Genomic DNA, 14,371 nt, shown 5'->3' on the forward strand with positions numbered 1-14,371 from the left:
ATTCTACTCCTCCGAAAAATGCCGTTCGATGGCGCCGAGCGCGCCGTATTGGACGATGTCGCGATAGGCCGCCCGAAGCGCCGTTACGAATGCCTCATCCGCCTGCCATTCAGGCCCGAAGACGCGACGGAATGTTAAAAACCGGTCGATGACCGCGTCCTGCTCTTCGCCGTTGCCGGTGGGTGCACTCCATTCGGAAAATGCCGGATCGGCCATGACAATTGCCTCTCCCCGCTCGTTCAGCGCTGCGCAGGACCGTATCCACATGGCAACCGCAAAAAGAGCGGCCGTATTCGGCGCGCCTGCGGCACGCAGCTCCGCAAGCGGCGCGAGAATGCGTTGCGGCACTTTCTGTGAAGCGTCAGAGGCGATCTGGGCGGCGCGATGACGAAGGGCGGGGTTGGCGAAACGCTGGCGCAGACCGGCAACGTAATCCGGACCACTGACGGCCGGGCTCAATGTCGAACCAACCTCCCGCCAGTAACGGTCGACGTAACCGCGTACACGCGCATCGGCATAGATATCGGCGATCGTCTCAAGCCCGCTGCATTGACCGATTGCGGCCATGGCGGTGTGAGCGCCATTCAGCATCCTGAGCTTCATATGCTCATACGGCTCGACCTCATCAACGATTTCGGCACCTGACAGCTCGATGCCGGGGCGACCGTGCGGAAAGCGATCCTCGATTACCCAGCGGAAGTAGGGTTCCGCAATTACCGGCCAGGCATCCTCGCAGCCGAGACGCGCGGTCACGCGCTCGCGGTCGGTTGCGGTGGTGGCGGGCACGATGCGGTCCACCATGACGCAGGGGCAGGAGAGATTTTCCGCGATGAAGGCAGCGAGATCATTATCGGTGAGACCAGCCATCTCCACCAGAAGACGGTGCAGGATGCGACCGTTGGACGGAAGATTGTCGCAGGAGAGCAAAGTCAGCGGCACAGCCCCGGCGGCCCGCCGGCGTCTTGTCGCTTCCAGCAGAAAACCGAGCGCGGAGCGCGGCTTTTGCGGATGCGCCAGATCATGAACGACATCGGGATGGTCACGAAGAAGCGTGCCCGCCGACAAATCGGCGAGGTAACCCTTTTCCGTGACCGTCAAAGTGACGATTCTGACCCGCGGATCAGTCATGGCTTGCAGCAGCCGCTCCGGATCCTCAGGAGCGACGATGGTCTCGAGGATTGAACCGACAATCCGCAGCGTTTCGTTTTCACCGTCACGCAGGCAGAATGTATAGAGATTGTCCTGCGGCGCGATGGCATCGCGAGTATCGGGGCTGCGCAGCGAGGCAGCGACAATGCCCCAGCCGGTTTCGCCACGCGCCAGGCAATCATCGATGAAGACCGCCTGATGGGCGCGGTGAAAAGCGCCAACGCCGAGATGCACGATGCCCGGTGTCACCGCTTTGCGGTCATAGGCGGGCAAAAGGACGTTTTTTGGCAGATGCGGCAACGCAAGGGACGAGAGGCGTTCTGTCATGGTCATTTATCTCCGTATCTCAGCCGAATTGCAGGCCGCCATTCATGTCAACGACAGTGCCGGTCATGAAGCCGGACAGCGGCGAGGCGAGGAAACCTACGGCATGAGCCACCTCTTCCGGCTGGCAGAACCGCCCGACGGGAATGGCCGCAAGCTGGCGCTGGCGGTCTTCCTCTGACAGTTGCTCCATGATCATCGGCGAAACCACATAGGCCGGCGCGACTGCATTAGCGGTGACGCCAAAAGGGGCAAGTTCGCGAGCGGACGAGTAAGTGAGGCCCACCAGCGCCGATTTCGAGACCGAATAGGCCGTGCCCGCCGTCAGGCCACCGGACTTCCAGGCATAGGACGAGATGTTGATCAGCCGCCCCCAGCGGTTTTCCTTCATGGCGGGAACGACGGCCTGCGTCAGCAGCAGGGCGGCATCGAGATTGACGGCCATCAGCCTGTGCCAGTCATCAAGCGTGGTCGCTCCCAGCTTGTGCGGCGACAGCACACCGGCATTGTTGACGAGAATGTCTATGACCTCGAAACGGTTGGCGACATCTTTCATGACGGCCTGCAGCGCCGTCGCATCGCCGAGATCGACGGCGACGGGATCACAAGCACCGCCAAACCCCTCCGCGAGCGCCGCAACAGCTTCGACGTCGCGATCGAAGGCGATTACCCTCGCCCCTTGCGCGACCAGCGCCGCAACCACGGCACGGCCGATGCCGCCACAAGCGCCTGTCACGAGCGCCGTCTTGTGTTTCAGTTCCATTCTGTCTCCTCCACGTCCACTATCAAATGGACAAATGCTTCCGCTCTTCTTCAGGCAACTGTTCGTAGATCACGAAAACCATATCCAGATGCGTCACCAGCGCCTTTTCCGCACCTTCGGCATCGCCACGGTCGAGAGCATCCACGACTGCCAGATGCTCTTCGATGACGGCGGGCAATCGTTCCGGCTTTGCCCAATAACGATGGAACCGCGACAGGGTCACCTTGGCAGCAAGGATCGCCTGCCAGACACCTTCGCGACCGGAAAACGTGCCGAGCAGGCGATGAAACGCCTCGTCGGCATGAAAGAAACCGGATGCGTCGTTGGCGGCAATCACTCTTTCCTGCTCGGCGATGACGTCGCGCATCGTACGGCTCATTTCTTTCGTCCACTTCGGCGCGACTTCGCGCAGCAAAGCCACTTCGAGTGAACGGCGGATAAAATGGCTGTCCTGAATTTCGCCAAGCCTGATCGGCGCAACAAAGCTGCCGAGTTGCGGATAGACGTCCACAAGACCCTCTTCCGACAGGCGCTGGATCGCCGCACGCACCGGGGTGCGCGACACCGAAAACTGACGGCAGATCGAGTTTTCACTGATCGGCGCCCCGGGCGCTAGGCGGACCTCGACGATCGCCTGACGCAACGCCGCATGAACCTGATCGGCAACCGAGCCATAACGATTGACCACAAGCTCCACGCTTTCGATTCCGGAGCCGGGGGCCTCTTGATGAGCGCCGCGCCCAGTGAAACCGGCAGTGGTGTTTTTCGTCATGAACGCTCCCCTTCAAAAGGCGGTCGTGAAAATCTCGTTGCTACTTGGATACAAGTATACTAGTGTCCATGGTGCTTACGCAAGTCGGCTGTTGGGAGAAAGAGCGATTAAGGGAGGTTCCAGTCGCTTTTTTTAAGGAGCAGGCCGTTTCATGGAGGAGAAAAACATGACGTATTTCATGCGCAGCCTCGTCGCTGCCGCAATCATCGGCGCGGGAGCGTGCGGTGCCGCGCAGGCGGCGGACGCCAGCAAGATCGCCCTCGTTCCGGGCGGTCCGCACCCTTATTTCGCCGCCTGGGAACAGGCCGGCAAGGACGCGGCCAAGGACTTCGGCCTGGCTGGCGCCGACTATAAGGTGCCGCAAAAGTGGGAACTGGCACAGCAGAACCAGCTTCTCGAAAGCCTTCTGAGCCAGGGTTATAACGGCTTCCTGATTTTCCCAGGCGATCCCGTCGGCGCGGTCTCGACAGCAGAGGAACTGACCGGCAACGGCGCGAATGTGATTGCTGGCGCCGGATGCTTCAAGGACCCCTCGCCCGCCGCCTTCTGCCTTGGTACCGACACCGGTAATTCCGCTTATCTCGGCACCAAGGAGCTGATCAAGGCGATGGGAACGGGCAAAAAACGCATCGCCCATTTTACCGGCTTCCTTGTTGACCCCAACACCCAGCTTCGTATCGATGCCGTGAAAAAGGCAGCTGACGAAGCCGGCGCCGAGGTCGTTCAGGTCATCGCCGATATCGACGCACCGGAACCGGCGGAAGAAAAGATCAGCGCCTACCTGGCCGCCCACGCTTCCGAAGTGGACGGTATCGTGACCACAGCCTGGGTTCCTGCGGTCGTTGCCTCCAACGCACTGCGCAAGATCGGCGACAAGCGCATCCACATGGTCGGCATCGACCACGACGAAGTCGTGCTGAAAGCGATCAAGGACGGTTTCGTCGACGGCACGATGCTTCAGAACCCCTATGGCCAGGGTTATATCGGCGCGTTTGCACTGAGCAAACTTCAGTCCGGCTGCAAGGTGAAGGAAGATGCGCCGTTCAAATCCAATGCGCTGACGACCAAGTTCATCGATTCCGGCACCGCCTATGTCGATGCCGCCAAGGTGGACAACTACATCGATGCCATGCGCGCCGAGACCAAAAAGCTGCTCACCAACTTCGATACGACCTATCTGAGCTGCAACTAATCATGCCTCGAGCGATTGCCGGGCGGCAAACGACCGCGCCCGGCAATCTGCCCCGCCAGAAAATATTCTTTCAGGCGGCAGCGCAATGACCAGGCGACCCGCGCAGGCGCTTCGGGCGAACCAATACCGGGACAGTTTCATGACCGTGAACGATACTTTGCTCACAAAGGGCTCGCAGGAGGGCGACAGAAGAATGGGGTCCAGCCTTTCGCAAGGCCGCTTTTTTCTGACCAATGAATTTGGCCTCATTCTGCTGATCGTCGTCTTCGCCGTCATTTTTGGCGTCGCGGCCAGCGGCTTCCTTTCGCCTTTCAATCTGTTCACGCTTGGTCGCAGTGCCGCGATCAACATCATGATCGGCCTGTCGATGATGGCGGTGATCGTGACTGGCGGCCTCAATCTTGCCGTTGGAGCGATCGGCGTCTCGGCGGCCATGGCCTGTGGTTATCTGATCGAGGTGCTTGGCGTGCCGTGGCCGCTCGCCCTCATTGGCGGTCTCGCCACCGGCGCGGCGCTCGGTTTCGTCAATGGCTGGACCGTCATCCGCACGGGGCTGCACAGCTTCATCATCACGCTTGCCACCATGAGCATCTTTTTCGGCGTGATGATCTTCCTGACGCGCGCCGAGGCCTACCGTGGCCTACCGCCGATCTTCGCAGCCTTCGGAAAAATGAAGCTCGCGACCTATTTCTCGCCGCTGCTTCTCGTCACGCTCGCAACGGCGCTTGCCCTGTCCTTTCTCTACCGACGCACCGTTCTTGGCCGCGAAATGCTGGCGGCAGGCGCACGCCCGGAAGCGGCGGAACTTTCCGGCATTCGGGTCGACCGTATCTTCATTGCCTGTCACGTGCTGTCGGGCCTGCTTGCAGCACTCGCCGCCCTGATGCTGGTGACGCGCACGGGCGCCGCCATTCCTTCCATGGCAGGCCAGCTTGGGCAGGACTGGCTTCTGCCAGCTTTTCTCGGCCCGGTTCTCGGTGGCACGCTTTTGCAGGGCGGTAAGGTTTCGGTGCTCGGCACCTGTCTTGGCGCACTTTTGGTCACCATGCTCACCAGCGGCCTGCTGCTGCTTCAGCTCGGTGAATTCTGGGTCCAGACATTTCTCGGCCTGCTGCTGTTGCTCGCGGTTTTGATGGACAAGGCGCGGCGAAGCTATCTCGCCCGACGCAACCTGGCTTGAGGACTGGACGATGAAGACCGACAACACCCTTCTACGCCTTGCCAGAACCGACTGGTTCGGCCCCCTATTGGTCACGGTGCTGGCAATCGCGCTTATCCGCGGCTTCAGCCCCAACTTCCTCTCTTCCTTCAACATCCAGATTCTGCTTCTTGCAATCGCGGTCAATGCGCTCATCGCCTTTTCCCAGATGATCATCATTGCCATTGGCCAGATGAATCTGTCCGTGGGCGCAATCGGCGGACTGGCCGCAATCTCCTTTGCGGGACTGATGCAGGTCTGGGGACTTCCGGCACCGGTGGCCGCCATTGCTGCGGTACTGATCGGTGTTGTCTGCGGCATGCTCAACGGTTTGCTGATTGCCATCACCGGCATTTCCGCCTTCGTCATCACACTGGCGACCCTGTCGATCTACAAGGGTATCAACCTTGGCATCACCCGGGCGGAGCCGTTCTACGGCGTGCCGGAACAGGTGAAAGCCTTCGGCTCGGCACTGCTCGTTGGCCCGGTTCCGTGGCTCGCAGCACCCACCATCATCATCGCATTCGCGCTGTGGTTCATGCTGCGCCGCCAGCCGATAGGTCGCTTCATCCTTGCCATTGGCGGCAACAGCCATGCGGCAGAGCTTTCCGGCATTTCGATCCGCACGACAATGATCGTGGCGCACGGCATTTCCGGCCTTCTGGCGTCGGTCGCCGGCATTCTGCTCGTATCCCGCCTGCAGATCGGCCAGCCTTCCATTGGTGACGACTGGCTCATCCTGTCCTTTGCCGCACCCGTTATCGGCGGCGCAGTACTGGCTGGCGGGCATGTCAGCGTCGGGGCGACCCTGCTCGGCGTCGTCATCGTCGCCATCATCACGCAGGCACTCGTACTGTTCTCAATCGATCCGTTCCTCGTGCAAGTGGTGCTCGGCGCAATGATCCTCGCCGCCGTTGGCATCAACCGCCTGCGCGAAACGCATCTCGGCAAAAAGACAGGAAAGGCCTGACATCATGGACAAGCAACCTGTTTTTCAGGCGCGTAACATCGAAAAAGTGTTTCCCGGCGTTCGGGCGCTCAAGGGCGTCAATCTTTCGCTGGAGCCGGGATCGATCCACGCGTTGCTGGGTGAGAACGGCGCCGGCAAATCGACGTTGATCAAGGTCATTACCGGCGTCCACCATCAGAGCAGCGGCCAGATCCTTGTCGATGGGCAGGAAGTGCGCTTCGGCAACCCGCGCGAGGCCATTGCCCGCGGCATCGGTGTCGTCCATCAGGAACGCAACCTCATCCCGCGCTTCTCGATTGCCGAGAATATCCACATGGAAAAGCTTGGGGCGCACTATCTCAAACCCATCGACTACGCCGCGCTGAACCGCGACGCACGCCGCTGGCTGCAGGCTCTCAATCTGGAAGTCGATCCGGCGATGCCGGTATCCGAGCTTTCCGTTGCGCAAATGCAGCTCGTGGAAATTGCCAAGGCGCTTTCCCTGCAAAGCCGGGTTCTTTTGCTCGACGAACCCACGACATCGCTGACCCCGAGCGAAACGGACAACCTCTTCCGCATTCTGCGCCGCCTGCGCGATGATGGCGCAAGCCTTGTCTTCGTCAGCCACAAGCTGGAAGAGGTTCTCGACATTTGCGACCGGGTGACGGTGCTGCGGGATGGCGAAAACGCCTGCGAAAGCCGGTCTATGGAAGGTCTCGGACGCCAGGACCTGGTGCGCCTGATGATTGGACGTGCCGAAGGCGGCGGTGGCTGGCGCAAACGCGCGGTCGAGCACAATCCGCTGGTGCTTGAGCTCAAAGGTGTTTCTACCGCAATCGGCCATCGCGATGTCAGTCTTTCCGTGCGCAAGGGTGAAATCGTCGGCCTTTACGGGCTGGTGGGCGCTGGGCGCACCGAATTGGCAAAATCGATCATGGGCAAATTCGCCGTCACGGAAGGCGAAGTCCGGATCGAAGATCGCCCGGCCCGCATCCGCTCCGTTGCCGAAGCCATCCACGAATACGGCGTCGGTTATGTCAGCGAGGACCGCAAGGGTGAGGGCCTCATTCTCCAGCATTCCGTTCTTGCCAATGCGGGCGTTCCCATCTGGCGCAAGCTCTCAAACGCATTCGGCGTGCTTTCCGACAGCCGCATCCGTGCGGCGGTCACCCCTTTCCTGCAGAAACTTGAGGTGAAGACGCCGAGCCTGAGCCAGACCGTGGGCAATCTTTCCGGCGGCAACCAGCAGAAGATCAGCGTCGCCAAGTGGCTTGCCGCCGACGTGAAGCTGCTGATTGTAGACGAACCTTCTGTTGGCATCGACATCAAGACCAAGGCCTATCTGCACGATCTGCTGCGCGAGCTTGCAGACGGCGGCACCGCCATTCTCGTCATTACCAGTGACATGCCGGAGATGGTGGCACTGGCCGACCGCATTGTTGTCATGGACCGCTATCGGGTTAAAGGCGTGGTCGCAAACAATGGCGTCTATGCCGATATGAGCGAGGGTATCATGGGCTTGATCCATGATGCGGAGCGCGAAACGGCCCTTTCACGTCAGGCATGACGCACGGCCTTGCCGAAGTGTCATCGCAAAAACCGCACGCTGTTCCGGTAGGGCGTCAGGTACCATCGGACGGCTGCTCGAAATCTCTCCCGGCACGACGCCTTCTGCTGGGCGGGACGCCGTATTTCTGGGTGTAGCAACGGGTGAAATGGGCAGCGGTCGAGAACCCCGTCAGCAAGGCCACGTCAACGATCGAAAGCGAGGTCTGCTGCAGCAGCTCATCCGCCTTTGCCAGCCGAAGACCACGGTAAAAAGACATCATGGACTGGTCGAAATGGCTGGAAAACAGACGGTGGAGCTGGCGAATACTGCTGCCGCACAATTGGCCCAGCTGCTCCGGCGACAGGGGATCCGCAACATGGGTCGTCATGAGTTCAATGGCAGCTTCGAGTACCGGGTGGTGGACGTTGAAACGTTGGCCGGCGCGGCCCAACTGAGGTTCATCGGCCGTTCTCAAACGCGGATGTATGAACCATTCGCTGACATCGCGCGCGAAGGCAGAACCATGGTCTTTCGCAATAAAAGCCCCCATCATGTCAATGGCGGCAACGCCGCCCGCGCAAGTGTAGCGATCGCGATCGATGACGTAGAGCGCACGCTCGATCAGGAGATCGCTGGCATATTCACTAAGCGGATCGATGTGGGTCCAGTGAACGGTAAAACGTCTGCCCGTCATCAGACCGGATTTGGCAAGGATCGCCGCGCCGCCGGAAATGCCTCCAAGCTTGACACCCTGCTGGTTGAGCGCGCGCAGGTTGCGCACAAGTGCCGGATCTTCATAGAGCATGGGATTTCCGCCCGCGACGATGAAGACCAGATCCAGCTTCTCAGACAAAGCCCGCGAAACGGGCGCGGTATCGAAACCTCCGCCTGACGTGGATGCGCCAAACCCGCCATTCGCCGAGTAAAACCGGCAATGGTAGAGCGTTTTGCCGGCAAGGTGATTGGCCGCGCGCAGCGGCTCAACCGCCGCAGCCAACGACATCAGCGCATAACCATCAATGAGTATGAACCCGATCGACATCGACCCTTCGGCGTGCATGACCTGCTCCAAGACAATCCCCAGGATAAGCTTAGCCGACTTGGCCAAACTGGACAATAATGCGTCCGTCACGGATAAAAAAATCGTGCGGTATCGCGCTATAAACTTGGACAACCGCCCTGTTTTCGAGGAACACAGATTTGCGCTATTCGGCTCTCCAGGTTTTCAAACAGGCCCTGACCGGCCACAAGGGCTGGCGCCCACTGTGGCGGAATCCTGATCCGCAACCTCATTACGATTTCATCATTGTTGGCGGTGGCGGTCATGGACTTGCAACGGCCTATTATCTAGCCAAAACCTTTTCCAAGTCGCGGATCGCCGTTCTGGAAAAAGGCTGGCTGGGATCGGGAAACATCGGGCGCAACACCACGATCATCCGCTCAAACTATCTGCTGCCCGGAAACGAGCCATTCTACGAATTTTCGATGAAACTCTGGGAAGGGCTTGAACAGGAGTTCAATTTCAATGCGATGGTAAGCCAGCGCGGAATTGTGAACCTGTTCCACACCGACGCGCAGCGCGACGCCTACCGCCGTCGCGGCAACGCCATGCTGCTGGCCGGTGCGGATGCGCAACTGCTGGCACAAGACGATCTCCGCGCCATGATCCCGTTTCTCAATTTCGACAACGCACGCTTTCCGATCAAGGGCGGCCTTTACCAGCGCCGCGCTGGAACTGCCCGCCACGATGGCGTTGCCTGGGGTTACGCGCGCGGCGCCGATCTGGCAGGGGTCGATCTTATCCAGAACTGCGAAGTCCAGGGATTTCGCATCGAGGATGGAACGATCAAGGGCGTGGAAACCAGCCGTGGCTACATCGGTGCCGGAAAGGTCGGCATCGCCGTGGCGGGATCGACCGGCCGCGTCATGGCCATGGCGGGCATGCGTCTGCCGATTGAAAGCCATGTGCTGCAAGCCTTCGTTTCGGAAGGGCTGAAGCCGACCATACCGGGCGTCATAACCTTCGGAGCAGGCCATTTCTACGTCAGCCAGTCCGACAAGGGTGGCCTGGTCTTCGGTGGCGATATCGACGGCTATAATTCCTATGCCCAGCGCGGCAATCTGCCCGTCATCGAAGATGTCGCCGAGGGCGGCATGGCGCTGATGCCGATGATCGGCCGGGCGCGCCTGCTGCGCATATGGGGCGGCATCATGGACATGTCGATGGACGGTTCACCGATCATCGACCACACGCCTGTGAAGGGCCTCTATCTCAATGCCGGCTGGTGTTACGGCGGCTTCAAGGCGACGCCGGCCAGCGGCTATGCATTCGCGCACCTGCTGGCCACCGATACCCCGCATGATACGGCCAAGGCCTACCGCCTCGACCGGTTCGAAAAGGGCTATGTCATCGACGAAAAGGGCGCCGGCGCCCAACCGAACCTTCACTGAGGCTTGAACAATGCTGATCCCTCACCCACTGCTCGGGCCGCGCGACGCTCAGGAATTCACCTATCTCGGCGATGCCGCCCTGTTGCGTCGCCCGGACGGAATGGCCGAGAGCGCTGCGAAAGACTTCAACGATTATGTCTATCTGCGTGACAATCCCGCCGGCCTGCATCGGGAACTGTGGTTTCACGAACAGGGTGATCGCAGCTGGCTCGTGGTCACGCGAAACACCGTCACCCATGAAATCCTCGGAGCGGAACTCGCAAACGAGGTAGCGCTCCGTCAGAAGGCAGATGAAGCATGAGACTGAAGGACGGCTTGATCGACCGCAGCAAGGTGCTGCATTTCACCTTCGATGGAAAGAATTATCAGGGGCATCCCGGCGACACGCTCGCCTCGGCACTTCTGGCAAACGATGTCCGCCTGATGGGGCGCAGCTTCAAATATCATCGCCCCAGAGGCGTGATCTCTGCCGGCTCAGAAGAGCCGAATGCGCTGGTCGAATTGCGCACGGGATCGCGGCTGGAGCCGAATACCCGCGCCACGACGGTCGAACTGTTCGACGGGCTGGAGGCGAAAAGCCAGAACCGCTGGCCGTCCCTGTCTTTCGATGCCCTTGCGATCAATGATCTGTTTGCCGACTTCCTGACCGCAGGCTTTTACTACAAAACGTTCATGTGGCCGAAGGCGTTCTGGGAAAAGCTCTATGAGCCCGCCATTCGCAAGGCTGCGGGACTTGGAAGCCTGTCGATGAAACCGGACCCCGACAGTTACGACAAGGGGTTCCTTCACTGCGATCTGCTGGTCATCGGCGCCGGAGCGGCCGGTCTGGCTGCTGCCCTGACCGCGGCGCGTGCCGGTGCCAAGGTTATTCTGGCGGACGAAGACAATCGCCTCGGAGGTCGCCTGCTTGCAGAGAGCCACCTGCTCGACGGCGCCCCTGCAACCGACTGGATCGGAACGCTCGAGGCGGAGTTTTCAACCCTGCCAAACCTGCGCGTCATGCGCCGCACCACGGTTTTCGGCTCATTCGACCATGGCATATTCGGTGCGGTCGAGCGGGTTTCCGACCATCTTGCCGCACCAAAGGGCGTACGCCAGTCCCTCTGGCGCATCACTGCAAAGCGCACGGTGCTTGCCGCCGGGGCGACAGAGAGGCATATCCCCTTTAAAAATAACGACCGGCCGGGGATCATGCTTGCCGGTTCGCTGCGTGCCTATGCCAATCGCTGGGCAGTCAGTCCGGCAGGCAGGGTCGCAATCTTCACCAATAACGATGACGGCCATCGGACCGCTGTCGACCTGGCTGCGAAAGGTGTCGAGATCGCCGCAGTCATCGATCCGCGCCCGGATGCGCGGGCGCTTGCGGAATACCGCCTGATTGCGGGGGCGACAGTTACCGGCAGCAAAGGCAGGCTGGGGTTGGTTTCCATCGATGTCCGCAAGGATGGCTATGACGAAACCATCGATTGCGGTGCGCTTGGTATCTCCGGGGGCTGGAACCCCAATGTTCATCTTACATCGCACCAGCGCGGTCGCCCGGTATGGGATGACGGGCTACAGGCATTCCTGCCCGGCGACGTACCCTCGCATATGCTCGTTGCAGGGGCGGCGGCCGGCAAAGGCAGCACGGGGGCGGCGCTGATCTCCGGTGCATCCGCTGCCATAACGGCTCTGGAGCAAATGGGGATTGCCGCATCCAGGCCAGCCCTGCCGGAGGCCGAGGATACGCAAATCGGCATCAAGCCCCTGTGGCATGTGCCGGGGAAAGGGCGCGCCTGGGTCGATTTTCAGAACGACGTCACGGTCAAGGACATCAAGCTCGCCTATCAGGAAAACATGCGGCCCATCGAGCATCTCAAGCGCTGGACAACGCTTGGTATGGCAACTGACCAGGGCAAGACATCGAATGCCACTGCTTTGGCAATCATGTCCGAACTGACGGGCAAATCGATACCGGATACGGGTACGACGATTTTTCGCCCTCCCTATACGCCGGTTTCGATGGCGGTACTCGGCGGCGGCGACACCGGCGCACATTTCCGTCCGCGCCGCCTCACACCCAGCCATGCCTGGGCTAAAGCGCATGGCGCCGTTTTCGTCGAAGTCGGTCAATGGATGCGTGCCCAATATTTTCCTCAAGCCGGGGAGACCCATTGGCGGCAATCCGTCGACCGCGAGGTTCTGGCCACCCGAAAGGGCGTCGGCATCTGCGATGTGACGACGCTTGGCAAGGTGGATGTTCAGGGCGCCGATGCGGCTGAATTTCTCGACCGTCTCTACTGCAATGCAATGAAGAGCCTCAAGGTCAGCATGGTCCGTTACGGCCTGATGCTGCGGGAAGACGGCCACGCCTATGATGACGGCACCTGTGCCCGTCTGGGTGAGGATCATTATATCGTCACCACGACCACGGCCCAGGCCGGCCCGGTCTATCGTCACATGGAATTCGCCCGCCAATGCCTGTGGCCGGAATTGGATGTGCAATTGATCTCGGCAACGGATGCCTGGGCACAGCTCGCAGTCGCTGGTCCGAACGCCCGCCGCCTTATCGAACGCATTGTCGATGGTTTCGACCTTTCCAACGCAGCCTTTCCCTTCATGGCCTGCGCCGAACTGACGGTTTGCGGGGGATTGCGAGCACGGCTGTTCCGGATCTCGTTTTCAGGGGAACTTGCTTACGAGATTGCAGTCCCCGCCCGCTACGGTAATGCCCTGATGTCCCGGCTGATGGAGATCGGTGCGGATCTTGGAGCCACCGCCTACGGGACGGAAGCGCTTGGTGTCATGCGTATCGAAAAAGGCCATGCTGCCGGAAACGAGTTGAACGGCCAGACGACGGCGCAGATGCTGGGCATGGGCAGGATGGTTTCGGCCAAGAAAGACGCGGTTGGTACCGTCATGACTCGCCGCGAAGGGCTTGTCGGCGAAAGCCGGGTGCTCGTCGGCCTGCAGCCGCTTGCGGCAACGGACCCTGTGGTGTCAGGTTCACATCTGTTTACCCGCGGCGCCAGCCAGAATACCGAGACCGATCAAGGCTGGATCACATCCGCCTGCTATTCGCCCAACCTCGGCTTCAGCATCGGTCTTGGTTTCCTTGCCGATGGTGCAAACCGTATCGGAGAGATCGTCGTCGCGGCCAACCCCTTGCAGGGACAGTCGGTCGAATTGCGTGTGGTCTCGCCCCATTTCATCGACCCTGAGGGAGAGAGACTCCGTGCCTGATTTGAAGCCGACAACCGCACTCGGCGCGCAAACTTCGCGGCGCGCCCGCCATGGCACGCTGCGACTTGAGGAAAATTCGGGGCTTGCCCTCGCATCGCTCAGCCTGCGCCGCAACGTCAAAGAACCGGTGCCTTTTGACCTCACCTTGCCGGGTCCCGGAAAATGGGTCCAGCAAGGCCCGGTTTCAGCTTTTTGGACGGGGCCGGGCCAATGGCTGATTGAGGCCGCAGACCGGGCCGAAACGGATTTCGCCGCAGAACTCACGAGCCTTTGCCCTTCCTGTTCCGTGACGGAACAGACCGATGGCTTCGTCGCCTTCGAAATCGAGAGCGACGCAGGCGAGGCGCCGATTGTCGCGCTCATGCAGAAGCTGGTGAACCTCGATCCCTCGGTATTCGGGCAAGGGACCGTTACGCGCACAGGCATGGAACATATGAGCGTTTTCGTCATCCGGCGCGCGCCGGACCGCCTTGCCATCCTCGGCATGCGCTCCGCTGCGGAAACACTGTGGCATGTGATCGAGACTGCGATCCGTCGTCAGGCGGAACTTCTTGGCGCTGCCGCATAAAGCGGGACTGCAAAGCCACCAGACCGTTTTTTGCCAATCGTCGACCTGTACGGGCGAACTGTGTCTTATTGACATGGGCGCTTCGGGATCATCTCGAACGGTTACCGTTCTGAGCCATCAGTGAATAATCGCTCTGACGACGGCGCAAATCATATTGTCGCAAAAATCGACTAGACGGGCTATCGCCGCTCGTGAAAACGGCCGGACTAGTGCAGCGGAAATATGAGGTTATCG

The 14,371-nt window shown here is 60.4% G+C and carries 12 protein-coding genes; 8 read left to right on the plus strand and 4 right to left on the minus strand.

All coding sequences use genetic code 11. The annotated features are described in order from the left end of the window. Positions 1-3 precede the first annotated feature (3 nt). From ACQZ5Y_RS25295 to ACQZ5Y_RS25305, 3 genes are read right to left on the minus strand one after another with little or no spacing between them, the layout of a single operon-like run. The gene (locus tag ACQZ5Y_RS25295; protein WP_174051015.1) at positions 4-1,476 is read right to left on the minus strand and encodes a mannitol dehydrogenase family protein; all 1,473 of its coding nucleotides are present in this window, start codon (positions 1,474-1,476) and stop codon (positions 4-6) included. Between the two features lie 19 nt (positions 1,477-1,495). Beyond that, a complete protein-coding gene (locus tag ACQZ5Y_RS25300) occupies positions 1,496-2,236 on the minus strand; it encodes an SDR family NAD(P)-dependent oxidoreductase (RefSeq protein ID WP_174050943.1) in 741 nt (246 codons plus the stop codon). A 22-nt stretch (positions 2,237-2,258) separates the two neighbouring features. After that, on the minus strand, positions 2,259-3,008 hold the full coding sequence (locus ACQZ5Y_RS25305; protein ID WP_003518215.1) for a GntR family transcriptional regulator: 750 nt from the start codon (positions 3,006-3,008) through the stop codon (positions 2,259-2,261). Positions 3,009-3,159: 151 nt separating this feature from the next. Between ACQZ5Y_RS25305 and ACQZ5Y_RS25310 the strand changes: the two genes are divergently transcribed. The 4 genes from ACQZ5Y_RS25310 to ACQZ5Y_RS25325 all read left to right on the plus strand — a co-directional run bounded on the left by ACQZ5Y_RS25310 (position 3,160) and on the right by ACQZ5Y_RS25325 (position 7,914). Continuing rightward, a complete protein-coding gene (locus ACQZ5Y_RS25310; RefSeq protein WP_174050941.1) occupies positions 3,160-4,200 on the plus strand; it encodes a sugar ABC transporter substrate-binding protein in 1,041 nt (346 codons plus the stop codon). Between the two features lie 139 nt (positions 4,201-4,339). Then, on the plus strand, positions 4,340-5,380 hold the full coding sequence (locus ACQZ5Y_RS25315; RefSeq protein WP_035200082.1) for an ABC transporter permease: 1,041 nt from the start codon (positions 4,340-4,342) through the stop codon (positions 5,378-5,380). Between the two features lie 10 nt (positions 5,381-5,390). After that, complete coding sequence (locus ACQZ5Y_RS25320) at positions 5,391-6,368, plus strand: ABC transporter permease (RefSeq protein WP_112286193.1); 978 nt, start codon at positions 5,391-5,393, stop codon at positions 6,366-6,368. A 4-nt stretch (positions 6,369-6,372) separates the two neighbouring features. Further along, positions 6,373-7,914 carry a sugar ABC transporter ATP-binding protein gene (locus ACQZ5Y_RS25325; RefSeq protein WP_174050939.1) on the plus strand — a complete coding sequence of 514 codons (1,542 nt, stop codon included), beginning with the start codon at positions 6,373-6,375 and terminating at the stop codon, positions 7,912-7,914. Positions 7,915-7,969: 55 nt separating this feature from the next. Here the strand turns inward: ACQZ5Y_RS25325 and ACQZ5Y_RS25330 are convergent, their stop codons facing one another. After that, the gene (locus tag ACQZ5Y_RS25330; protein WP_174050937.1) at positions 7,970-8,956 is read right to left on the minus strand and encodes a GlxA family transcriptional regulator; all 987 of its coding nucleotides are present in this window, start codon (positions 8,954-8,956) and stop codon (positions 7,970-7,972) included. Between the two features lie 140 nt (positions 8,957-9,096). On the opposite strand from ACQZ5Y_RS25330, the gene ACQZ5Y_RS25335 reads away from it, so the two are divergent. From ACQZ5Y_RS25335 to ACQZ5Y_RS25350, 4 genes are read left to right on the plus strand one after another with little or no spacing between them, the layout of a single operon-like run. Then, on the plus strand, positions 9,097-10,347 hold the full coding sequence (locus ACQZ5Y_RS25335) for a sarcosine oxidase subunit beta family protein (RefSeq protein ID WP_174050934.1): 1,251 nt from the start codon (positions 9,097-9,099) through the stop codon (positions 10,345-10,347). Between the two features lie 10 nt (positions 10,348-10,357). Further along, on the plus strand, positions 10,358-10,648 hold the full coding sequence (locus ACQZ5Y_RS25340) for a sarcosine oxidase subunit delta (RefSeq protein ID WP_003518230.1): 291 nt from the start codon (positions 10,358-10,360) through the stop codon (positions 10,646-10,648). Next, positions 10,645-13,569, plus strand: coding sequence for a sarcosine oxidase subunit alpha family protein (locus ACQZ5Y_RS25345; RefSeq protein WP_174050932.1), 2,925 nt, complete (start codon positions 10,645-10,647; stop codon positions 13,567-13,569). The genes ACQZ5Y_RS25340 and ACQZ5Y_RS25345 overlap by 4 nt, the downstream gene beginning before the upstream one ends. Next, on the plus strand, positions 13,562-14,137 hold the full coding sequence (locus tag ACQZ5Y_RS25350) for a sarcosine oxidase subunit gamma (protein ID WP_111800137.1): 576 nt from the start codon (positions 13,562-13,564) through the stop codon (positions 14,135-14,137). Before ACQZ5Y_RS25345 ends, ACQZ5Y_RS25350 begins: the two co-directional genes overlap by 8 nt. Positions 14,138-14,371: the final 234 nt, after the last annotated feature.

It is taken from the genome of Agrobacterium sp. A3-95 (assembly GCF_053521785.1).

Bases quoted from the DNA above. Each gene is read 5' to 3' on its own strand.
- ACQZ5Y_RS25295 (WP_174051015.1), bottom strand. From the start codon at position 1,476: ATGACAGAACGCCTCTCGTCCCTTGCGTTGCCGCATCTGCCAAAAAAC.
- ACQZ5Y_RS25300 (WP_174050943.1), bottom strand. From the start codon at position 2,236: ATGGAACTGAAACACAAGACGGCGCTCGTGACAGGCGCTTGTGGCGGC.
- ACQZ5Y_RS25305 (WP_003518215.1), bottom strand. From the start codon at position 3,008: ATGACGAAAAACACCACTGCCGGTTTCACTGGGCGCGGCGCTCATCAA.
- ACQZ5Y_RS25310 (WP_174050941.1), top strand. From the start codon at position 3,160: ATGGAGGAGAAAAACATGACGTATTTCATGCGCAGCCTCGTCGCTGCC.
- ACQZ5Y_RS25315 (WP_035200082.1), top strand. From the start codon at position 4,340: ATGACCGTGAACGATACTTTGCTCACAAAGGGCTCGCAGGAGGGCGAC.
- ACQZ5Y_RS25320 (WP_112286193.1), top strand. From the start codon at position 5,391: ATGAAGACCGACAACACCCTTCTACGCCTTGCCAGAACCGACTGGTTC.
- ACQZ5Y_RS25325 (WP_174050939.1), top strand. From the start codon at position 6,373: ATGGACAAGCAACCTGTTTTTCAGGCGCGTAACATCGAAAAAGTGTTT.
- ACQZ5Y_RS25330 (WP_174050937.1), bottom strand. From the start codon at position 8,956: ATGCACGCCGAAGGGTCGATGTCGATCGGGTTCATACTCATTGATGGT.
- ACQZ5Y_RS25340 (WP_003518230.1), top strand. From the start codon at position 10,358: ATGCTGATCCCTCACCCACTGCTCGGGCCGCGCGACGCTCAGGAATTC.
- ACQZ5Y_RS25345 (WP_174050932.1), top strand. From the start codon at position 10,645: ATGAGACTGAAGGACGGCTTGATCGACCGCAGCAAGGTGCTGCATTTC.